This window comes from Vreelandella sp. 21 (assembly GCF_050995515.1).
In the GTDB taxonomy this organism is placed as follows: domain Bacteria; phylum Pseudomonadota; class Gammaproteobacteria; order Pseudomonadales; family Halomonadaceae; genus Vreelandella; species Vreelandella alkaliphila.
In genome coordinates this window covers 3080363-3102370 of sequence record NZ_CP194673.1, presented here as the reverse complement: position 1 = coordinate 3102370, position 22008 = coordinate 3080363, and the positions used below count along the sequence as shown (strand labels likewise).

General features: G+C 52.8%; 20 protein-coding genes. 16 read left to right on the top strand and 4 right to left on the bottom strand.

The window, feature by feature from the left end; all coding sequences use genetic code 11:
* Nucleotides 1-73 precede the first annotated feature (73 nt).
* The 3 genes from ACN06F_RS14270 to ACN06F_RS14260 form a co-directional block, all read right to left on the bottom strand.
* Complete coding sequence (locus tag ACN06F_RS14270; RefSeq protein WP_038477890.1) at nucleotides 74-1540, bottom strand: NCS1 family nucleobase:cation symporter-1; 1467 nt, start codon at nucleotides 1538-1540, stop codon at nucleotides 74-76.
* 67 nt (nucleotides 1541-1607) lie between these two features.
* Nucleotides 1608-2978: an NCS1 family transporter gene (locus ACN06F_RS14265; RefSeq protein ID WP_038477887.1), complete on the bottom strand. Its 1371-nt coding sequence runs from the start codon at nucleotides 2976-2978 to the stop codon at nucleotides 1608-1610.
* Between the two features lie 205 nt (nucleotides 2979-3183).
* Complete coding sequence (locus ACN06F_RS14260; RefSeq protein ID WP_038477886.1) at nucleotides 3184-3939, bottom strand: aspartate/glutamate racemase family protein; 756 nt, start codon at nucleotides 3937-3939, stop codon at nucleotides 3184-3186.
* A gap of 309 nt (nucleotides 3940-4248) precedes the next feature.
* Here ACN06F_RS14260 and puuE point away from each other — a divergent pair, with 309 nt between their 5' ends.
* The 9 genes from puuE (at nucleotide 4249) to ACN06F_RS14215 (ending at nucleotide 12304) form a co-directional block, all read left to right on the top strand.
* Nucleotides 4249-5196 carry an allantoinase PuuE gene (gene puuE / locus ACN06F_RS14255; RefSeq protein ID WP_433924141.1) on the top strand — a complete coding sequence of 316 codons (948 nt, stop codon included), beginning with the start codon at nucleotides 4249-4251 and terminating at the stop codon, nucleotides 5194-5196.
* A gap of 11 nt (nucleotides 5197-5207) precedes the next feature.
* Nucleotides 5208-6032 carry a bifunctional allantoicase/(S)-ureidoglycine aminohydrolase gene (locus ACN06F_RS14250; RefSeq protein ID WP_038477883.1) on the top strand — a complete coding sequence of 275 codons (825 nt, stop codon included), beginning with the start codon at nucleotides 5208-5210 and terminating at the stop codon, nucleotides 6030-6032.
* A gap of 98 nt (nucleotides 6033-6130) precedes the next feature.
* Entirely contained in the window at nucleotides 6131-6622 is a 492-nt protein-coding gene (locus tag ACN06F_RS14245) for an ureidoglycolate lyase (RefSeq protein WP_038477881.1), read from the top strand.
* A 92-nt stretch (nucleotides 6623-6714) separates the two neighbouring features.
* Nucleotides 6715-7563, top strand: coding sequence for a glutathione S-transferase N-terminal domain-containing protein (locus ACN06F_RS14240; RefSeq protein ID WP_433924140.1), 849 nt, complete (start codon nucleotides 6715-6717; stop codon nucleotides 7561-7563).
* A gap of 98 nt (nucleotides 7564-7661) precedes the next feature.
* A complete protein-coding gene (gene pyk / locus ACN06F_RS14235) occupies nucleotides 7662-9146 on the top strand; it encodes a pyruvate kinase (RefSeq protein ID WP_433924139.1) in 1485 nt (494 codons plus the stop codon).
* A 3-nt stretch (nucleotides 9147-9149) separates the two neighbouring features.
* On the top strand, nucleotides 9150-9917 hold the full coding sequence (gene modA / locus ACN06F_RS14230; protein WP_433924138.1) for a molybdate ABC transporter substrate-binding protein: 768 nt from the start codon (nucleotides 9150-9152) through the stop codon (nucleotides 9915-9917).
* Nucleotides 9917-10585 (top strand): molybdate ABC transporter permease subunit, encoded by a 669-nt coding sequence (gene modB / locus ACN06F_RS14225; RefSeq protein ID WP_038477870.1) that lies wholly within the window; start codon nucleotides 9917-9919, stop codon nucleotides 10583-10585. The genes modA and modB overlap by 1 nt, the downstream gene beginning before the upstream one ends.
* Nucleotides 10578-11783, top strand: a complete 1206-nt coding sequence (locus ACN06F_RS14220) for an ABC transporter ATP-binding protein (RefSeq protein WP_198348916.1) — start codon at nucleotides 10578-10580, stop codon at nucleotides 11781-11783. The genes modB and ACN06F_RS14220 overlap by 8 nt, the downstream gene beginning before the upstream one ends.
* The gene (locus ACN06F_RS14215; RefSeq protein WP_038477864.1) at nucleotides 11780-12304 is read left to right on the top strand and encodes a DUF192 domain-containing protein; all 525 of its coding nucleotides are present in this window, start codon (nucleotides 11780-11782) and stop codon (nucleotides 12302-12304) included. Before ACN06F_RS14220 ends, ACN06F_RS14215 begins: the two co-directional genes overlap by 4 nt.
* 18 nt (nucleotides 12305-12322) lie before the next feature.
* Here ACN06F_RS14215 and ACN06F_RS14210 read toward each other — a convergent pair whose 3' ends face one another.
* Nucleotides 12323-13189: a DMT family transporter gene (locus ACN06F_RS14210; protein WP_038477861.1), complete on the bottom strand. Its 867-nt coding sequence runs from the start codon at nucleotides 13187-13189 to the stop codon at nucleotides 12323-12325.
* Between the two features lie 249 nt (nucleotides 13190-13438).
* Here ACN06F_RS14210 and ACN06F_RS14205 point away from each other — a divergent pair, with 249 nt between their 5' ends.
* The 7 genes from ACN06F_RS14205 to ACN06F_RS14175 all read left to right on the top strand — a co-directional run bounded on the left by ACN06F_RS14205 (nucleotide 13439) and on the right by ACN06F_RS14175 (nucleotide 21997).
* Nucleotides 13439-14449, top strand: coding sequence for a DctP family TRAP transporter solute-binding subunit (locus tag ACN06F_RS14205; protein WP_038477858.1), 1011 nt, complete (start codon nucleotides 13439-13441; stop codon nucleotides 14447-14449).
* 64 nt (nucleotides 14450-14513) lie between these two features.
* The gene (locus tag ACN06F_RS14200) at nucleotides 14514-14993 is read left to right on the top strand and encodes a TRAP transporter small permease (protein WP_038477856.1); all 480 of its coding nucleotides are present in this window, start codon (nucleotides 14514-14516) and stop codon (nucleotides 14991-14993) included.
* Entirely contained in the window at nucleotides 14983-16284 is a 1302-nt protein-coding gene (locus ACN06F_RS14195; protein WP_198348917.1) for a TRAP transporter large permease, read from the top strand. The genes ACN06F_RS14200 and ACN06F_RS14195 overlap by 11 nt, the downstream gene beginning before the upstream one ends.
* 425 nt (nucleotides 16285-16709) lie before the next feature.
* Nucleotides 16710-17684, top strand: a complete 975-nt coding sequence (locus ACN06F_RS14190; protein WP_038477850.1) for a TAXI family TRAP transporter solute-binding subunit — start codon at nucleotides 16710-16712, stop codon at nucleotides 17682-17684.
* A 137-nt stretch (nucleotides 17685-17821) separates the two neighbouring features.
* The gene (locus ACN06F_RS14185) at nucleotides 17822-20416 is read left to right on the top strand and encodes a TRAP transporter permease (protein ID WP_095604039.1); all 2595 of its coding nucleotides are present in this window, start codon (nucleotides 17822-17824) and stop codon (nucleotides 20414-20416) included.
* Between the two features lie 11 nt (nucleotides 20417-20427).
* A complete protein-coding gene (locus ACN06F_RS14180) occupies nucleotides 20428-20856 on the top strand; it encodes a universal stress protein (RefSeq protein ID WP_038477844.1) in 429 nt (142 codons plus the stop codon).
* A gap of 322 nt (nucleotides 20857-21178) precedes the next feature.
* On the top strand, nucleotides 21179-21997 hold the full coding sequence (locus ACN06F_RS14175; RefSeq protein WP_038477841.1) for a DUF2189 domain-containing protein: 819 nt from the start codon (nucleotides 21179-21181) through the stop codon (nucleotides 21995-21997).
* The last annotated feature ends 11 nt before the right edge of the window (nucleotides 21998-22008 follow it).

Here is a 22008-nt window from a genome sequence, read left to right as displayed (position 1 = left end):
AGCAGTGAAAAAGCCCAGGCCTTTAGGCCTGGGCTTTTTTGTGAAGGTAGGAAGTTTAATGCTGTGTGAGTGCTTACATCGCAGGTGCTGGGACGGCCTTAAACTGGCGCATTAAACCATAATAGAACAGCCCACCTAACCCTGCGCCAATCAGCCAACCAAAGCCGCCAAGGCTTTCGAACGCGGGCACGATGACCGTAGAGAGCGAGAATAACGCTGCACCGCCGAAAGCAATCAAGGCGCGGCTATTCCAGCCATTAACGTAGTAGTAGGCGCTGCTGGGCGCTGAAGAGAATAGCTCTTGCATATTGAGGTGTTGGCGTTTGATCAGGTAGTAATCCACCACAATGATGCCGTAAAACGGCGCTACTATGGCACCTAAGGCGTTAACGAAGCCGGGTACGCCGATTTGGCTAATCACCGAAATCCATAGCGCACCGACAAAGAAGGCAATCACTGCGGTAATCAGGCCACCTATTTTAAAACTGATTTTGCTGGGAAACAGGTTGGCCAAGTCGTAAGCCGGTGGAATAAAGTTAGCGACCAGGTTGATGCCTACAGTGGCCGCGAAGAAGGTGAGGGCAGCCACAATGGTCAATGGTAGTGAATCAACACGCTCAACAATGTCGGCGGGATTGGTCAGCGCATCCCCAAACAGTACCAATGTGCCAGCCGTAATGATTAGCGCAATAAACGAGAAAAATGCGACGTTTAGTGGCAAGCCCAGCAAGTTGCCAAGTTTCATTTGGCGCTCGGTTTTGACAAAGCGAGTGAAATCGCCAAAGTTAATCACTACCGCTGCAAAGTAGGCCACCATGGTGCCAACAATTGCTAGAAACGCCCCAAGACTACTGCCACTTTGCTCACCGCTACCGCTAAAAATAGTGCTCACTGCGGGTAGCAGTTCACTTCCGGCCTGGAACCATACAATGATCATCAGTACGACCATCACCACATAAACCAGCGGCCCAGCCCAGTTTAGAAAGTGTTTGATACGCTCAATGCCCTGCCAGAAAATGGCAATTTGAAATAACCAAACAATCACGAAAGACAGCCAAGCGACCCCAGAAAGGCCCAGAAAAGTGCTGCCATTGTCAGCCCCAAACAGGGCTGTGATGAGCAGCGCCACTGCCGTTGAGGCAAAGTAAGTCTGTACGCCGTACCAAAAAATACCAACGATAGCGCGTAACAACGCTGGCAGGTTAGCCCCCCGTACCCCCATGCTGGCGCGAACCATAACAGGAAAAGGGATGCCATATTTGACGCTTGGTTTGCCGGTTAGGTTGACCAGGAACATGACAATGACCCCGGCAAGAATGATGGCTGCCATCACTGCCCAGCCATTCAGGCCGTAGGACAGAAACAGCGATGCCGCTAAGGTGTAGCCAAACAGGCTTTGAATATCATTCGACCACACGTTGAAGATTTCAAACGCGCCCCAGTTACGGTCTTGGGGCTTTAAGGGCGCAAGATCTTCATTGTAAAGAGTGGGATCAATTTGCTTTATATCGAGATCACTGCTGGACGGCTGCTTATTCATGGTTAACGCTCTCTTGTCGGAAACGTTTGCCTGCTACGCACAGCGAGCAGGCAGACACGCATCATGGTTACTGGGTAAAACGTTGGCAGGCAGGCCAATGCTTCATCAGTAGGTAATAGGTCAACCCGGCAGGAATAAGGCTGGCGTACCATGAGACCGAAGAGAATGTCAGCGCGGCCACAATGCCGACTACCGTGGCAATTAAGGCGGCTTTGTTGACGCCTTGATAGGGGCCAGAAGGGTCGTATAGTTTACTAATGTCCAGTGTGCGACGGCGGATGATGTAGTAATCGACGACGAGAATGGCAAAGATAGGCCCAAGAAACGCAGAGTACGTTTGTACGAATAGCTGCAGACCAGCAGCCGACTCAGGCTGAACAAGTTTCCATGGGAAAGTGGCAAATGCCAGTAGGCCTACAATAACGGTGGCGACCGGAAACTTAAGTTTGAATACGTCCATTAATACGTAGGTGGGGGGCACCACATTATTCAGTACATTCGTGGTTACCTGTGCAAAGGCGATGAATAGCAGTGTGGTCATTAGCAGGGGCGTGTTGTCTACAGCGTTAGCAAATACCTGAATGGGGTCTGCTGTGCCTGTCGCCTCTGACACCATGTAGCCAATCAAGCCCATAAACAGCGTACAGGGCAGAATAGACATGGCATAGATCGTTGTTAATAAGCTTTGGCGGGTGCCTTTCTTGTGCTCTCGTGAATAGTCGCTAACATTCAGCATCATGGTGCTATAAATGCCCAGAAACAGCATGGTAGCGCTCCAGAACGGCAAGCCCCAAGAGCCTTCCATGGTCAAAATGCTGGCCGACAGCTCATCGCCGTAGCGTTGCACCGTGGCGTAGAACATATACATCAGCGAAAGCAAAATAAAGACGCTGCCTATATTCTCAAGCCATTTAATCCCCTGAAAGCCCAGTACTGACAAACCAATCTGCAAAAATTGGAAGGTAATAAAGTAGAAAATCAGATTATCGAAACCGAACAATGTGGCAGACACCATATTGAGCGCGCCTGCGCCTATCCAGCTTTGAAAGCCGTACCACACCACCGCTGGCACAGCCCTTACCAAGCCAGGAATGCGGGTGCCGGTAAAGCCAAAGGCGCTACGCGCCTGCACCATAAAGGGAATGCCATATTTGTAGCCAGCTGCGCCATTAACTGCCAGCGCAATACCGATTACAAAGCAGCCAATCGCTATAGCGAGTGTTGCCTGTAGTAGGTTTAAGGTGCCCACCACGCTTGAACCCATGGCAAAGGTACCAATTGAGACGCATCCACCAAACCAGGCTAAAAAGTAGGACGTTCGCCCCATGATTCGCGTGCTTTGCGGTGCTAGGCTTTCTGCGCCGATGGCTTTGTCAGCTATTGCGGTGTTCGCAACGGGAGGTTCTTCTGACGTAAGAGCAGGGTTGGAGTTGCTCATGTTTCCGTCCTCGCAAGATTGTCGGTGTTATTGGCAGCTTGAGCGCATTACGCGCCCAAGCGATGCTTGCGGCATGGCGTGCTAACGGGAATACAGTTATTTTTGAAGTTATTGTTTTTAAGACCTGTTTTTAAGATCTGTTTTTAGGATCTGCTTTTAAGGTCATTCTTTTAAGTCATGGCTACTACGTGTTTTTTAGTGATATTTACCTGGGTAAGGGGAGGTGAAGGTCGGAGAGTGCAGAGAACTTGCCGGTAAATGCTTTCGGGCGCGGGTAGTCCAGGTCGCCATGTTTGCTGGTGTGGAGACCTAGGCTAACCAACGATTCTGCAAGCTTTAATGCGGCACTAACGCCCTCTATCACCGGTAAGCCAACCTCGCGGGTGATCTCTTCCGTTAAATTGGCCATTCCGCCACACCCTAAAACGATGGCACCAATGCCGTCTTCATCGCGGGCGCGGCAGCACTCTTCGACAATGCGGGTAAAGGCGGCATCAGGGTGATGTTCAAGATCGAGAACCGGAATTTCTGCAGCGCGTATGCGGCGACAGTGGTGGCGGAACCCATACTGCTCAAGTAAGTGTTCTGCAATAATGCCGGTACGCCCTAACGTCGTTACAATCGAGAATCGGGTGCTGACCAGCGTGGCTAAATGAAAGGCGGCTTCCGCAATGCCGATGACTGGCGCGCGGGTTAACTCTCGGGCTGCGAGTAAACCAGGATCGCCAAAGCAGGCCACCACGTAAGCATCGATGCCGCCTTCACGCTCTCCTTTAAGAACTTCTTCAGCAACGCCTACCGCGCTAATGGCCTCGTCAAAATGACTCTCGATGGACACCGGTCCCGCATCAGGCTGGGTGGCGGTAACCGTTGTCGATGCCGCTGCCTGCCGCTGGGCGGCTTGATGAATGGCAGCCGTCATTGAGGCTGTTGTGTTTGGATTGATAATGCGTATATGCATGTTGAATCGCTCGCTGGTAGACAAAATTGAGCATCTTGTATACGAAAATAGGGCGGTTTTGCGTGGATCGCAAGCCTTTTTATGCGGTTTAAGTACCAGCATTGCTTGACCAAATGTTCAGGTTTCAACAGGTTAGCGACTTGCCTACTATAAAATGCTAACCATCTCAGCTAATTAAGCGGTTATTGGATTGCGGTTGTTCTATAAAGTCGCTATTTTGTATACAATTATTTTCTGTATTGTAGATCTTTAATTTCAATAAAATGCTCTGCAACCCGCTATCTACAATCGTATAAAAGGAGCCGTTGAATGCCTCATTCATCTAATCGACCATCGAATGCTTACTCTCGCGATCTGGTGGGATATGGTCGTACCCCCCCTCATGCTAATTGGCCAGGCAAGGCGAAAATTGCTGTTCAGTTTGTGCTTAATTATGAAGAGGGCGGGGAGAATTGCGTCCTTCACGGCGACTCAGGCTCCGAACAGTTCCTGTCGGAAATCATCGGTGCACCGGCTTATCCGGATCGCCACTTGAGCATGGAGTCTATCTACGAGTACGGCTCCCGCGCCGGGGTGTGGCGCATTCTGCGTGAATTTGAAAAGCGTGATTTGCCTCTCACGGTGTTTGGCGTTGCCATGGCGCTGGAGCGTAACCCTGATGTCGCCCAGGCATTTCAAGAGTTAGGTCACGAGATTGCCTGTCACGGCTACCGCTGGATTCACTATCAGGAAGTGCCCGAGCACGTTGAGCGAGAGCACTTGCAGAAAGCCATGGAGATTTTCCAGCGTCTTTACGGTGAGAAGCCACAAGGCTGGTACACCGGGCGCGATAGCCCCAACACCCGGCGCTTAGTGCTAGATGAAGGCGGTTTCCTTTACGATAGCGACTATTACGGTGACGATCTGCCATTCTGGACCTCTGTGACCGATAGTCAGGGTAGTGAGCATAATCACCTTGTTGTGCCCTATACCTTAGATACTAATGATATGCGCTTTGCTGCCCCGCAAGGCTTTAATACCGCGGATCACTTCTTTACCTATCTGCGTGACGCCTTTGATGTGCTTTACGCGGAGGGCGATAATTCGCCAAAAATGCTCTCTATTGGTATGCACTGCAGGCTATTAGGGCGTCCTGGACGCTTCCGCGCGCTGCAGCGTTTTTTAGACCATATCGAGGCCCATGATCGCGTATGGGTAGCACGCCGTGTGGATATTGCTCGTCACTGGGCAGAACATCATCCCGCTCCAACCCGCTAAAAGGCAAAATAATGAATAAGTCTCCTTACTACGCCCCTACGGGGGGGCATCCGCCACAAACACAGCTAACCGCTGACCGTGCCGTGTTCACAGAAGCGTATGCGTTGATTCCCAAAGGCGTGATGCGCGATATCGTCACCAGCAACTTGCCTTTCTGGGAAGGCACTCGGTTATGGGTGCTGGCGCGTCCGCTTTCAGGCTTTGCTGAAACGTTCTCTCAATACATTATGGAAGTACAGCCTGAGGGCGGCAGTGAAAAGCCGGAGCTAGACCCCCAGGCCGAAGGCGTACTGTTCATTGTGGAAGGTGAGTTAACGCTTACTCTGGCGGGTGAGCGCCACACGATGCGCCCCGGTGGCTATGCGTTTCTTCCCCCAGGTAGCCACTGGCAAGTGCGCAATGAGTCATCTGCTCCCGTACGTTTTCACTGGGTGCGTAAAGCGTATCAGTTTGTGGAGGGGCTAGACGTACCGAAGGCTTTTGTCACCAATGAGCAAGACATTGCTCCCCTCGAAATGCCGGGAACCGAAGGTCGCTGGGCAACCACGCGCTTTGTTGATCCTGCTGATGTGCGCCATGACATGCACGTCAATATCGTGACTTTTCAGCCAGGTGGCGTGATTCCTTTTGATGAAACTCACGTGATGGAGCATGGGCTTTATGTGTTGGAAGGGAAGGCGGTGTATCACCTTAACCAGCAGTGGGTTGAGGTAGAGGCTGGCGACTTTATGTGGCTTCGCGCATTCTGCCCTCAAGCGTGTTACGCCGGCGGCCCAGGGCCATTCCGCTACTTACTGTACAAAGATGTCAACCGCCACGCCGCACTCAAGCTCTAGCATTGAGCTCAGGCGGTTAAGTTCTGGTATATAAGTTCCGGCGTTGGCTGCTTCGCTGTGTTGTTATCCGGAGAAGCAGCCTATTTTAGGATTTTATAATGATTAAATTGATAGCCGAACCGCTAACAGCTGAGGCGTTTGCGCCTTTCGGCGATGTGATAGATGCCCGTACGTCGGCGTCGTTTCCCATTAATGCAGGTCGTACCCAGCGTCACCACGACCTAGCACGTGTAGAAACGCTAGGTGACAACGCCCATACGCTGATTAATATTTTTGTCAGCCAGCCGATTACGTTACCGTTGGAATTAACTTTCTTAGAGCGCCACCCTCAGGGTAGCCAGGCCTTTATGCCGCTGCATCAAGAGCGCTTTATTGTGGTGGTAGCCCCCCCTGGCGACACTATTAACGCTGCAGATGTACGCGCGTTTGTTACTGATGGCCGTCAGGGCGTCAATTATCGGGCAGGCACCTGGCATGCTATTCAGTCGGTGCTTGAGCGTGAGGGCGAGTTTTTAGTGGTAGATAGGGGAGGTGATGGCAATAACTGCGATGAGTACTCGCTTGATATTACCGTTACTCTAGGCGAATAACTTGCGCTAACAGCATACGGTTGTCATCTTGCTCAGGTTAGCTTTTGACTGAACGAGAAAAATAGAGCGCACATTGCGCGTAGGAGACCAGCATGTCACAAGCCCACCGTTTGCCAAAACTACTCAAAATGCTGCGTCACTACGACGATCCAGTCAGCGGTGCGGATTTGTCTGAAGCGCTAGGTATACCGCTGAGTGTTCTCTACAAAGATATTGCTGTGCTTAGAGCCGTTGGGGTCGAGATTGTTAGTGAACCAGGCCAAGGCTATGTGCTCCCGCCTAGCGCTCAATTACCTCCCCCAACGCTTTGCGAGCCAGCCGCCGAACGGTCTGACGAACTGGTTTTCTATACGCATCCCCTTTCGCGGGGAGGCATTGTGCACTGGATGCTTGAAGAGCTTGGTGTGCCTTATCGCTTAGTGGTCCTGGAGTACGGGGCCACAATGCATTCGCCAGACTATTTAGCCATCAACCCGATGGGTAAGGTGCCGGCTATTCGCCACGGTGAGCGAGTGGTCACGGAGGCTGCCGCTATCTGTGCTTATCTTGCCGATGCCTTCCCTGAGGCAGGTTTGGCACCACCGCTTTCAGCAAGAGGCAACTATTATCGCTGGCTATTCTTCGCTGCTGGGCCGCTAGAAGCTGCTGCCTCGCTTAATAGCTTGGGCTTCCAACCTAACGCAGAGCAGCGGATGCGGCTAGGTTCTGGCGACTTTGCGACGGTGATTGAGGTTCTGGCTGCGGCCGTCAATGGACGCCGCTACATCGCTGGTGATGCTTTTAGCGCCGCCGATGTTTATGTCGGTTCCCACATTGGATGGGGAATGCAGTTTGGAACCCTTCCACGCCGTCCTGAATTCGAACATTACTGGGCGGGGCTGCAAAACCGTCCTGCACGGCAGCATTGCGAGATGTTCATCCAGCAGGCGTTGGCACAGTAGTTGCTCTGTAAATGGTGACGCGCCAGAGGTAGTCGTCCCCACGCTGATGAACGCTTATATAAGTTTTTATTTTCATTCTATTAATAATTAGGAAAATTATGAACGCACTGCACTTCTCTTCGATCCGTCGTACTAAAATTGTCGCCACCCTGGGCCCCGCCAGCGACCGGGAAGGTGTCTTAGAAGCCATGTTAGCGGCGGGTGTTGATGTGGTGCGTTTAAATTTCTCGCATGGCACCGCGGATGATCATCGTCGACGCTTAATGCGCGTGCGCGAAATTGCTGCTCAGCTGGGCCGAAGTGTCGCGGCGCTGGGTGACCTTCAAGGCCCTAAAATTCGCATCGCGCGCTTCAAAGAGGGCGCTGTGGTTCTTCAAGAGGGCCAGCCGTTTATTCTCGATATGGCGCTTGATGGTGATGCGGGCGATGTGCACCAAGTGGGCTGCGACTACAAAACCTTGGCGCAAGATGTGACGGCCGGTGACCGCCTACTGCTAGATGATGGTCGTGTGGTACTGGATGTCACACGAGTAGATGGCCAACAGGTACACACCGACGTGGTTGTGGGCGGTAAGCTCTCCAACCACAAGGGTATTAACAAGCAGGGCGGTGGGCTTTCTGCTCCCGCGTTGACCGAGAAAGATAAAGTTGACCTAAAAACCGCTGTTGAGATTGGTGTCGACTACCTTGCTATCTCATTCCCCCGGCATGCGGAAGATATGTTAGAAGCGCGCCGTCTACTCGGTGAGGCAGGTAAAGATATTGGCTTAGTTGCCAAGGTGGAACGTGCTGAAGCCGTAGCGGATGAGGCAACCCTTGACGGCATTATTGAAGCATCAGAAGCGGTCATGGTGGCGCGTGGCGATTTAGGGGTCGAGATTGGCGATGCCAAGTTGGTCGGTGTGCAGAAGCGCATGATCAAGCGCGCGCGTTCGCTTAACCGCGCTGTGATTACTGCCACGCAAATGATGGAAAGCATGATTTCTGCGCCGCTGCCTACCCGCGCAGAGGTATTCGACGTTGCCAACGCAGTACTGGATGGCAGTGATGCGGTAATGCTTTCCGCCGAAACGGCTGCAGGTGATTACCCACTGGAAACCGTTGAGGCGATGGCACGAGTCTGCTTAGGCGCCGAGCGTGAGAAAACTGCCCAAGAGTCAGGACACCGTATTCATGAAGGCTTCTCACGGCCAGACGAAACCATTGCACTGTCGGCAATGTATGCTGCTAACCATATGAAAGGCGTTACAGCGATTGCCTGTATGACCTCCTCGGGTTATACGCCGCTAATTGCCTCGCGTATTCGTTCAGGCTTGCCTATTGTAGGACTTGCCCACACCCCCATTGCTCAACGCCGTATGGCGCTTTATCGTGGTGTTGTATCACTGCCGTTTGATACCTCAGCAATGAGCGCCACAGAGTTGAATGACGAAGCGCTGACGCTGTTGGTTAAGCAGGGTGTTGTTAAGCTTGGCGATCACGTGATACTGACTCGAGGTGATCATATGAACGCTCACGGCGGCACTAATACCATGAAGATCATGGCAATTACCGAACAGCATATTGAGCAAGCCAAGGAATAGCGCATGCGTGCCATGTTACTGGTGTTATCGTTGCTAATCAGCCTGCCTGCCATGGCGAGTACACCGATCGTTGCGGCGGCTTCCGACCTGCAGTTCGCTTTGACGGAAGCCGCCAAGCGGTTTACGGCAAAAACAGGAGCGGATGTCAGGCTTAATTTTGGCTCATCGGGCAACTTTCGTCGTCAAATTGCTCAAGGAGCTCCTTTTGAGCTCTACTTATCGGCAGATGAAGCATATGTGTTTGCCCTTCACGAAGAGGGCCATACGCAAGATGAAGGCGTGATTTACGCCATCGGTCGATTGGTATGGCTTCAGCGCGCCAATCGTGGCGACCTACCGGATGAGGCCAACCCATTGGCGGGTGTTCAACAAGCGGTTGCAGCATACGCTAATGGGGCGCAGGAACGTATCGCTTTGGCTAATCCTGAGCACGCACCTTATGGCGCGGCAGCACAGCAAGCGCTGCGCTTCGCTACACTATGGGAGCCAACCGAGCCGCTGCGCGTGCTAGGCGAGAATGTCTCCCAAGCCGCTCAGTTTGCGCTGGCAGATGATGCTCGCGGTGGTCTAGTCGCTTACTCTCTCGCATTGGCACCGGCTCTTGCCGAACGTAGTGAGTATCTGTTGATCCCTGAGGAGTGGCATGCACCTCTGCGCCAACGCATGGTGCTCACTCGACAGGCGGGTGACGTAGCGCAAGCATTTTATGAATGGCTTCAGGAAGAAGAAGCGATGGCTATTTTTCAGCAATATGGCTTTAGTACCGAGTAATGGACTGGACAGCGCTCTCGGTATCGCTGCGCTTAGCAGGCTTGACCTGCCTCTTTTTGCTGCCCGTTGGAGTGTGGCTAGGCCGTGCGTTGGCTACCGCACATTTTCGCGGCAAAGGGCTTTGCGAAGCGCTAGTGGCGTTGCCGTTAGTGTTGCCTCCCACCGTGCTCGGCTTTTATTTGCTACAGCAATTTGGCCGCGACGCACCTTTGGGCAGCGTTTGGGCCTCGTTCACAGGGGGCGGGCTCAACTTCACTTTTAGCGGTATCTTGCTAGCCTCATTAATCGCTAATTTACCTTTTGCAATTCAGCCTATTCAGCGGGCGTTTGAGAATGTGCCCACTAATCTGCGTGAAGCGGCTTGGTGCAGCGGGCTGAGCCCTTGGCAGACCTTTTTGCGCATTGAACTACCGCTGGTATGGCCAGGCATTCTTTCCGCTATCGCATTAACATTTGCCCATACATTGGGAGAGTTTGGGGTGATTTTAATGGTCGGTGGTGCGATTGATGGGGAAACCCGCACGTTAGCGATTGCTATTTATGATCGGGTACAGGCGTTTGATGAGCAGGGGGCCGCACGTATGTCAGCGCTGCTGCTATTGGTGTCGTTAACAACCCTAGGTCTGGTCTACGGGCTTGCAGGCAGGCGCAGGTGGGTTCGTGGCTAAAGTGATCACTGGTAGCGGACTGGAGGTAATGGCCAAGCAGCGTAGTCCGATACCACTGGACGCGGCATTTAGCTGCCCAGCGGGCGAGCTTCTAGCGCTGGTGGGCCCGTCCGGTAGTGGCAAAACCACGTTACTGCGTACTATCGCTGGCCTATATCAACCAGAGCAGGGCCATGTGGCATGTTTGGGCAGCACTTGGTTAGCAACTGAACGGCGCTACTCGCTTACCCCCCAGCAGCGAAAAATCGGCATAGTGTTTCAAGATTATGCACTGTTTCCCCATCTTACTGCACTAGCGAATGTCCAGCTTGCCCTGGGACATCTTCCCCACTCTGAACGTACGCTCCGTGCGAAGCAGTGGCTTGCCAATGTGCGTTTGGAGGGGCTGGAAAAGCGCTTTCCCAGCGAACTTTCTGGCGGCCAGCGCCAACGCGTGGCGCTGGCACGCGCCTTAGCGCGTGAGCCGCAGGTATTATTGCTAGATGAACCCTTCTCAGCTGTTGATCAGGTGACCCGACGCCGGTTGCAGCGAGAACTGGCGCTGTTGCGTCAGCAAATATCGATTCCCATTATCTTGGTTACCCACGATTTAGAAGAAGCCACTGCACTAGCAGATCAAATCTGCGTGCTGCATAACGGCGTAAGTCTTCAGCAGGGGAGCCCCGAAGCACTATTTCGGCGGCCTGCCTCGCCGCTGGTGGCAAGGCTTTTAGATCGCCACAATATTTTCGAGGGTGAAGTGACCAGTGTTAATGGCCAGAAACGGCTGCAGTGGGGGGATCGCTACTTAGAGGTTGCTGTAGGCCTTTCTGATCTGCCGCAGGGTGAGAGAGTAACCTGGTACTTACCGCCTTCCGATATTGTGCTGCATCGCCGTGATCGACCTTCACAGGGTGAGCGCGAAAACCCTGTGGCCGCTACTGTGCATGAAATGGTCGTTCTTGGCGGTATCACCTCAATCTCGCTGCGTGTTTTGCATGGCGATATGCTACGTTTCGATATTGCCACCCATGCCGCTAGGCGCAACCAGCTAGCACTGGGAGAGCAGGTATATGTGTCACTGCTTGCTGCAGGCATTCATATTATGTCAGGAAAACATGTTGCTATGTCGTCACGCCATATGTCCTCAAATAACCTGTCTTCAAATAGCCAGTCTTCTACTAATATGCCCTCTCATCATAAAAGGAACTTGTCATGACTGTTACTCGCCGTCAGCTACTGAAGACGTCTTTGGGAGTTTCACTAGCGGCGAGCTTACCGTTGCCGCTGTTGAGCGCCTGGGCTGATGAATCTCGCCAAGCCTCGACATTGCCGCTGGCGATTCACAGCCAGGAAGGCCCGCATCGATTAGACGTTGAAGTGGCCGAGACCGCCGCTCAGCGACAGCGCGGCTTAATGGAGCGCGAGCACCTGCCTGAAGCGCGTGGCATGCTATTTCGGTTTGAGAGCGAACAGCCCGCTGGCAACGCCTTTTGGATGTACCGCACGTTAATCCCGTTGGATATTGCTTTTATTAACGGAGAAGGGCGCATTGTGGCGATCAACACCATGCAACCCTGTGCGTCTGATACCCCCCGTGAGTGCCCCGCTTACCCAGCCGGTGCGTCTTACCATGCCGCGCTGGAGGTTAACGCAGGCTACTTCGCTGAGCGCGGTATCCAGGTGGGCGACTGCGTATCAGTCCCTGCTTTGGCAGGGTTTTGCCGCCCTGATGCATAGTGTGCCGATACCGGCGTACTACAGTGGCTTTGCTGGGCGACGCTTACCAACGTTGAGTACGATCAGGGCAATACCGGCTACCACAAGCCCCCCGCCTACCAGCTTATGAATACCTAGGCTGTCGCCCATCAACAGCGCGCCCAAGCCAACAGCAAGTACTGGCACCAGCAAGGTCATTGGCACCACGCGATTCACAGGATGGCGGCGTAGTAAGGCATACCAAATGCCGTAAGCAACAATTGATGACATTACCGCGGTGTAAGTCATCGCTCCCCACCCGCGCCAACTCGCTTGCTGAATGGCCTGCCACTGGCCAGTTTCAAATAGCCAAGACCCTAACGCGACCTGAGGAATCGCAAACAGCGCTACCCAACCCGCCAGTGCTAAGGGAGCGATAGGCGGACCGCGCTTAATCAACAGTTGGGAAACTGCCCAGCCAAAGGCGCTTAACAAAAGAATAGTCAGCGGCAGTGGTGAGGGCAGCGTTGGCCCTCCAGCGAGCACAATAACGCCAGCGAAAGAGAACAGCAGCCCCGCGATGCGTTTTGCCCCCAGTTTTTCTTTAAGAAACACCACCGCCAGTAGCGTGGCAAAAGGCGTGCCCATCTGCACCAGCAGTGCTCCAGTGCCTGCTTCTGCTTGGCCTAAGCCGATAAACAGCAGCGCAAAATGTAGGCTGCCAAATGTGAAGGAGAGTAAGAGCAAAAAAGGCAACTGAGCTCGAGCGACAGGGTAGAAAGGCACTAATAGAGCAGCGACCAGCACAAAGCGCAGGGTCGTCATTAGTAGTGGCGGTAGCTCCGCCACGCCCACCTTTATGACAATGATATTCAGCGCCCAAATGGCGATGACGAATAGGCCTAACAACAGGTCGCGTAGTGGCACGTTGATATCCGTTGGTAACGATTTAACAGTGGCTTTAGCATATCAGTAAGCGCTACTGCAGCGTAATGGCACGGTGTTCATCCACCTGCAGTTAACGGCGAAATGCTAACGACCGGCTTCCTTTAAACTCATGAGTGCCTACAATAGAGCGTTGCCTGCTTTAGCGCTTATTTTGTAGCAAACAGAGGCACACTGTGGGTAGATAATAGATATCACTGGATACCAACTGATAAAAAAGGATCGACAATAATGACGCTGACACGCTCTATGGCTCGTTTAACGGTAGGTTTAGCTGGTGCGGCCTTGCTCTCGGCTTCTTTCTCTGCACAAGCACGTGAACTCTCTGTATCCACTGTTTTATCTGATGCTTTCCCATGGGGGCAGGCGGCGGAAAAGTGGGCGGAGTTGGTGGAAGAGCGCAGTGGTGGAGAACTAACGCTGCGGGTTTACCCGAACTCTCAGTTGGTTTCCGGTGACCAAACTCGTGAGTTTTCGGCCATGCGTTCGGGGCTAATCGATGCTGCGGTAGGCTCGACGATTAACTGGTCGCCTCAGGTTCCTGAACTGAATTTATTCTCTTTACCTTTCTTTATTCCCGATGAAGCTGCTGTGGATGCGGTTACTGGCGGAGAAGCGGGTGAGTTGGTCTTTGCAGCGATTGAGTCTCGCGGTGTTATGCCGCTGGCCTGGGGCGAAAATGGCTTCCGCCAAGTGTCAAACTCCCGTGGGCCGATTAGTCAGCCAGAGGATTTGGATGGTCTGAAAATCCGCGTGGTTGGCTCACCGCTGTTCCAGGATACCTTCTCTGCCCTTAACGCAGATCCGACGCAAATGAGTTGGACAGATGCTCAGCCAGCGTTAACCACTGGCGCGGTTGACGGGCAGGAGAATCCGCTTTCAGTATTTGATGTCGCGCGTATTGATCAGGTGGGTCAGGAGCACTTAACGCTTTGGAACTACATGAATGATCCGCTGATTTTTGCGGTTAACCAGCAGGTATGGCAGTCGCTTGATGAAGAACAGCAAGTGCTGTTGCGTGAAACGGCCATTGAAGCGGGGGAGTGGGAAATCGCGATGACGCGCGAGGAAGAAAGCGAGCGCTTGGCGGCTATTCAAGAGCGTGGTGTGACGGTTACTGAGTTAACCGATGAACAGTATCAAGCCTTTGTGGAAGCCACCCAGTCCGTTTACGAAAAATGGGCCCCGCGCATTGGTGAAGATGTGGTTAACGCGGCTCGGTCGGCTATCGACGCACGTTAATAACTCCTTAGTGTTTTAACTGCCGGCCTACAGGGCCGGTAGTTTTTTCTATTGTGAGGCTGCCATGAAAGGCTTTCCCGATGCACGCCCTGAACGTTGGCTGGGCGCGCTGTCACTTATTATTATTTCGTTGATTAGTTTGGGAAATGTGGTCACACGTTACCTGACTGGCGGCTCATTCTCGTTTACCGAAGAATTTTCCGTATTTTTGCTGGTGGTGCTTACCTTCGCAGGGGCATCGGTGGCGCTTAGGCGAAACCGTCATATTCGTATTGGTTTTTTGGAGCGGGCGCTACCTGGGCGCTGGCGCAGCGCACTTATTCTATTTCAAGCGCTATGTGGGGTAACCGTTCTGGGCTTGATCACTTGGTATGGTGGAAAGCTAGCCTGGCAAGAGTACCAATGGGAGTCGCTATCGCCGGGGTTAGGGTTGCCTCAGTGGTGGTACTTAGTATGGCTTCCGATATTATCCTTTGCCATGGTATGGCGTCTCGTTCAGCAAACCCGAGATCGACTAAACGGAGGGCTGGATAATGACGCCTGATATTTGGATGATTCTTGCCTTTGCCGGATTTTTGATATCGGGTGTGCCCGTGGCATTTTCGCTCGCGTTAGCTGGCTCGGTAGGTATTGTGGCTGGGCTTTCGCCAGATATGTTGGCGACGCTAGGCACCAATACCTATAACAGCATTGCCAAGTACCCTTTAATCGCGATACCGCTATTCATACTGACAGGACTGATTTTTGAGCGCTCTGGTGTGGCGTTACGCTTGGTACGCTTTGCTCAGGCACTTATTGGGCCTCGTCATGGCGGTCTGGCGCTGGTCGCGGTGCTGGTGTGCATGATTATGGGGGGCATGAGTGGGTCAGGCCCGGCGGATGCGGCGGCAGTGGCTATGGTAATGCTGCCAAGCATGACAAAAGCGGGCTATCCAAAGCCATTTTCCGCAACCCTTATTGCCGCATCGGCATCCACCGCTATTCTAATCCCGCCTTCCGTGGCGCTAATTCTTTACTCGATTGTGGTGCCCGGTGTCGATCTGCGCGCGTTATTTGCCGCAGGACTTTTTCCAGGCATTTTGGCAGGGCTAGCGCTGCTGGTGCCTGCGATGATCGTTGCTAAGCGTTACGGCTGGGAAGGAACACCGGTAGCAGGTGCTGAAACCTTGACCGTGCGTACGACGTTTAGGCAAGCGTTGCCCGCTTTGTTTGCTCCAGTGCTTATTTTAGGGGGGCTGCGCTCAGGCTTATTTACTCCAACAGAAGCCGCCGTTGTAGCGGTTGCCTATGGCACCATCGTGGGGTTGTTTTTGACGAAAGAACTTTCGTTACGTGACCTATGGGAATTGTTAGGAGAGGCCGCGATTATTTCTGGAGTGGTGATGTTGATTATCGCTCTAGCGGGAATTTTTGCTTGGGCTGGTACAATGCTGGGGACTTTTCGTCATTTGGCAGAGTGGATTATTGGCTTAACGGACAACGGTGTTTTGCTGTTGGTGCTGGTCATGCTAGCAGTATTAGTCGCTGGCATGCTGCTTGACGCTATTTCTATCTATCTCATCATGATGCCAGTGCTGATACCCGTCATGCAGCACTTTGAATGGAACCCGGTTTGGTTCGGCATTCTGCTAGCTATGAACATTGCAATTGGTCAATTTACCCCGCCGGTTGCGGTGAATTTAATGGTAACCACAGAGGTTGCCAAAATCCGTTTGGAAGAGACTTTAGGGTGGGCATTGCTATTTGTTGTGGCGATGGGATGTGCGCTTGCTCTTGTGGCCATTTTTCCAAGTATTGCGCTGTGGTTGCCATCTGTACTTGGTTATAACGTCTAACACACCTATGCCTGACGTCATTCGTCATAAGATGTTCAATCCGATATACGCTATGCGAATACGGCATGGCTATTAACGGTAACTAAACGTAATTCATCGGTAATCTAAGTATGTTGTCTGAGCTGCTTGTGGTAGGCAATGCCATCTACCGTGTGCATTGCCTCTAAGCATTAAGTTTATCTGTTGAACAGTAGGACTTAATTGCAAGCACTAGGATGTGTATGGGCGTTATATCGGTAATGACTTGCCGTGTATTTCGCCAAGTATGTTTTTTTTCGCTAAAGTAGTAAGTGTCGGCTGTATTAGTCGGCGTTGATAACAGATTGTCTTGAAAACGTTTTGGCAGAAAAACACCTGAGGGAACCGTTCAGCAGGTGGAGTTAAAGCGAATAACGCTCACAACATCAAGATAAAGAGGTGTGTCCATGAAACGCCATGTATTTTCCACTGCCGCCTTCTCCGGCGCGCTGATTGCGGCCGCTACGTTTGCATCTCCTGCGGTTGCACAGGAACGCTTCATCACTATCGGTACCGGTGGCCAAACAGGTGTGTACTACGTAGTCGGTCAGTCGATCTGTCGATTGGTGAACCGTCTGGAAGACGCAGACATCAAATGTAATGCACCTTCTACTGGTGGCTCAGTCGCCAATATCAATGGTATCAAATCCGGCGAATTGGATATGGGTGTCGCTCAGTCGGATGTTCAGTACCAAGCTTACAATGGCACCGGCAATTTCGAAGGCGAGGCCTATGAAGACCTGCGCGCGGTATTCCGTGTACACGGTGAGCCTTTGACTCTGCTTGCGCGTGCTGACTCGGGAATCGAAACACTCGATGACCTGGAAGGTAAGCGCGTCAATATCGGCAACCCAGGCTCTGGGCAGCGCAACACCATGGAAGTGGTGATGAGGGCGAAAGGTTGGACCGAGGACTCTTTCTCGTTAGCGTCTCAGCTTGATGCCGCCGAAATGGCTGCCGCGCTTGCTGACAACAACATCGACGCTATGGCCTATGTCGTGGGTCACCCCAATGGAGCCATCCAGGAAGCGACCACCACCGTTGATTCGCATCTGGTACCTCTCAACGATGAGACGGTTCAGGGAATCGTTGACGAGTTCCCGTACTATTCCATGTCAGTCATTCCAGGTGGATTGTACAAAGGTAATGACGAAGACGTCGAAACTTTCGGCGTCGCAGCGACCTTCGTGACCACCGCTGAGACCGATGAAGACATCATCTACCAGACCGTCAAGGCGGTATTCGATAACTTCGATCGCTTTAAGCGCCTGCACCCGGCCTTCGAGAACCTCGACCCCGAAGACATGGTGACCTCTGGTCTGTCGGCGCCACTGCATGAAGGTGCCGCCCGTTACTACCGTGAACAGGGCTGGATCGAGTAACCGTATAGCTTGACGTACTGTTACCTTGGTAAGAAATGCGCGGCTACCCCAGGGTACCGCGCATTTTAGTTTAGAATGTTTATAGGGCATTTCGATATGGCAATTATGCGTCAATCGTCTCGGAGAAGGGCAGGCATATGACTGAAGATAAGAATAGACCTTCGGGAGCCGGAGTAGACTTGGAGGATATGGTAGCCTCCAGTGACACGGGAGCCCGTAAACCGAGCGGCATGCCCGGTAAGCTTCTTGTAAGCATTGCAGCGGCGTGGTCTCTATTTCAATTGTGGATCGCTTCTCCAGTGCCCTTCATTTTGGGGTTTGGTGTTTTTAATGCCACTGAAGCTCGCTCTATCCACTTAGCTTTTGCACTGTTTCTGGCCTATATGGCCTATCCAGCGCTAAAGCGTTCACCGCGCGACCGCATTCCCATTCAGGATTGGGTATTGGCCTCGGCTGCTGCCTTCTGTGGTGCCTATATGTTCATGTTTTATGAACAGTTATCTCAACGACCGGGGGCACCGATCCTACAGGATGTGATCATTGGGGTGGCGGGGCTCCTGTTGCTGCTTGAGGCAACGCGTCGAGCGCTTGGGCCACCGCTGATGATCATTGCCTCGATCTTCATTATCTATTCCCTTGCCGGGCCCTACATGCCAGGCATTCTTTCCCATCGGGGCGTCAGTATCTTTGGTCTGGTTAATCACCAATGGCTGACTACCCAGGGGGTGTTCGGTATCGCCCTTGGGGTATCGACTAGTTTCGTATTCTTGTTTGTGCTTTTCGGTGCCCTGCTCGATAAGGCGGGTGCCGGCAACTATTTCATCAAGGTGGCGTTCTCGTTGCTGGGCCACTACAAGGGGGGGCCGGCCAAGGCCGCTGTGGTGGCATCGGGCATGACCGGCCTGATCTCGGGCTCCTCGATTGCCAATGTGGTGACTACCGGTACCTTCACCGTGCCGATGATGAAACGCGTCGGTTTTTCCGCCGAAAAGGCGGGTGCCGTCGAGGTAGCCTCCTCTGTTAACGGGCAGATCATGCCCCCTGTGATGGGGGCCGCAGCTTTCCTCATGGTCGAATATGTCGGCATCTCCTATGTGGAGGTCATCAAGCATGCCTTTCTGCCGGCACTGATTTCCTACATCGCCTTGATCTATATCGTCCATCTCGAGGCCATGAAGGCCAACCTACAGGGTCTGCCAACCAGCAACCCTCCCAAGCCGCTGGTGCGTAAGGTGATCGGCTTTTTGGGCGGTTTGTTGCTGATGATGGTGACGGCGCTGGTAGTCTACTACGGCCTGGGGTGGTTAAAACCCGTTCTGGGCTCCGCCACGCCTTGGGTGGTGAGTGTGGCCCTGGCGGTGATCTACATCGCACTGCTCAAGGTGGCTGCAGGCTACCCAGAGCTCGAACTCGATGATCCGGATGAGCCGATCTTCAAATTGCCCCAGACGCGACCAACAGTGATGGTCGGGCTGCAGTTCATTCTGCCGGTGATCGTGTTGGTTTGGTGTCTGATGGTGGAGCGCTTGTCGCCTGGGCTGTCAGCATTCTGGGCCACGGTGTTCATGGTTTTCATTATCCTGACCCAGCGCCCCATCACGGCAATCTTCCGCGGGCAGAGCGAGTTGGCCGAGGATATCCGTGCGGGTGTCCTTGATCTGTGGAGTGGCCTAGTGACCGGTGCCCGCAACATGATCGGCATCGGCATTGCCACCGCGACAGCTGGCATCATCGTTGGCGCGGTTTCCCAGACCGGTGTGGGCCTGGTGCTGGCCGATGTGGTGGAGATCCTCTCTATGGGGAACCTGATGCTGATCCTGCTGCTGACAGCAGTGCTCAGCCTGATCCTTGGCATGGGGCTGCCCACCACCGCCAACTACATCGTGGTGTCGGCACTACTCGCCCCGGTGATCGTGCAGCTCGGTGAACAGAACGGTCTGCTTGTGCCGCTGATCGCCGTTCACCTGTTCGTGTTCTATTTCGGCATTATGGCCGATGTGACACCACCGGTGGGGCTTGCCTCCTTCGCGGCAGCGGCGGTCTCGGGGGGAGACCCGATACGGACCGGTTTCCAGGCCTTCTATTACAGCTTGCGGACCGCGGCGCTACCGTTCCTGTTCATCTTCAACACCGACCTGCTGCTGATCGATGTGAGCTTCCTGCAGGGCATCCTGATCTTCATTATATCGACGATCGCGATGCTGATCTTCGCAGCTGGCACCCAAGGGTTCATGATCGTGCGTAACCGCTGGTATGAATCGATCCTGATGCTGCTGGTTGCGTTTACGCTGTTCCGCCCGGGGTTCTGGATGGACATGATCCATGATCCCTATGAGTCGGTGCCGCCATCACAATTCGTCCAGACGCTGGGTGCTGTCGACGAGGAGAGCACGCTGCGACTGCAGATCCGCGGTGAAGATGACTTCGGTGACCCGCTTACCACTTACATGATCCTGCCTGTGCCTGAAGGGCAGACGGGTGAGGAACGCCTGGAGAACTTGGGGCTTGAGCTGCTGATCGAAGATGAGAGGGCAGTGGTCGACATGGTGGCCTTCGGCAGTACGGCAGCGGACCTTGGCCTGGACTTCGATCAAGAAATCATCGAGGTGCTGGCCCCTGTTGACCGTTGGATTAAAGAGCTGATGTGGATTCCTGCGTTCCTGGTCTTTGGGCTGATTGTATTGATGCAACGTCGGCGTCGTAATAACACGTCAGCTACTGCTACCGCATGAAGGAGAATGCCATGTATAGCAAGATCATGTTGCCGGTGGACTTGAATGAGGAAGCTTCTTGGTCAAAGGCGTTGCCTACAGCCCTGACGTTATGTCGTACTTTTGGTGCTTCACTACATGTGGTTACGGTACTGCCGGATTACCGTATGCCTATGGTGGGTTCCTATTTTCCCAAGGACTTCGCTAAAAAGGCGCATGCAGCGATAACCGATGCACTTCATGACTTCATTAAGGAGAAAGTGCCTGAGGACATTCAGGTGCAAAGTGTCATTGTGAATGGATCCCCATGGGAGGGGATTATCAAGGCTGGTAAAAAACTGGATGTGGATCTTATCGTTATGGCATCACATACCAAGCGTAAATTTGTAGATTACGTTTTGGGCCCTAACGCTGAACATGTGGTTCATCACTCCAAGGTATCGGTAATGATCGTGCGCTGACGTTTTAGTACCGAGTTGCTTGTTAAGCGAACTCCAGGCCATTTGGCCTGGAGTTTTTGTTTGTGAGGTTATATTAACGCTGGCTAACGCATCGAATAAATTGGCGTTAATAGCATGAAAGCAGGATTTTTTGTACGCGATGCCGCTAGACAGCCCCACCTTGTCATTGCTCAGCTACATTAAAGATACGTTAAGCCATTAACCCATGGTTAACGAACTCATGCATGTGGCAACTTTTTCAGTGTATTGGGCAAGTTCGATCTCAATCTGAATGGGGTTTAAAAGCCACCACTGCATTGGGGTAAATCTAAGGAGTCATGCTATGAATGCAGCTACAACAAAAACGCACGGCCGAGCAGATATGCCTAATGTGAAAATCACTATTAATAAGGTGGGAATGGATCGGCCGCGTGCATGGCTTGCCGCGGGGTTTGAGGACTTTCGTCGCGCAACTGCTATCAGTTTAACCTACGGTATGTTTTGGGTGGGATTAAGCATAGCCATTACGGCGGGGGCAATAACACTCGGCTATTGGTACTGGTTATTACCTATGATCGCTGGGTTTATGTTTGTTGGGCCACTGGTGGCGGTAGGCTCCTATGGCATTAGTCTTGCTCTTGAGCGGGGAAGGGTTCCTAACCTTGGCGATGCCTTCGGCAGTTGGCGTCCGCACGCAGGCCAGTTGGCGATGATGGGCGTGATGATGATGATTTTCTTCCTCGCCTGGATTCGCCTTGCAACGCTGCTGTTCGCGTTGTTCTTTGGCTTTGAAGTACCTAGTCCAGCAACCCTTTACACATCACTCCTTACCACGCCTGAAGGATTAGGCATGATTGCAGTAGGTTCAGTAGCGGGCGGTATTCTCGCTTTCGGTGCGTTTGCGATTAGCTCAGTGGCTATCCCAACGCTAATGGATCAGGATCTTACCTTTATGGAGGGTATCGAAGCTAGCGTGCGCTGTGTTGCCAAAAACTTCCGTCCCATGCTGCTGTGGGCCGCTATTTTGACAGGTTGCGTTCTTATCGGTGTGCTTACGTTTTACATTGGCTTGGCCCTCATTTTACCCGTTTTAGGCCACGCAACATGGCATGCTTATGAAGACTTGGTGCGCTTCGAACCAGTCGAAAAACTTGAGACCTAGCGGTTAGAGAG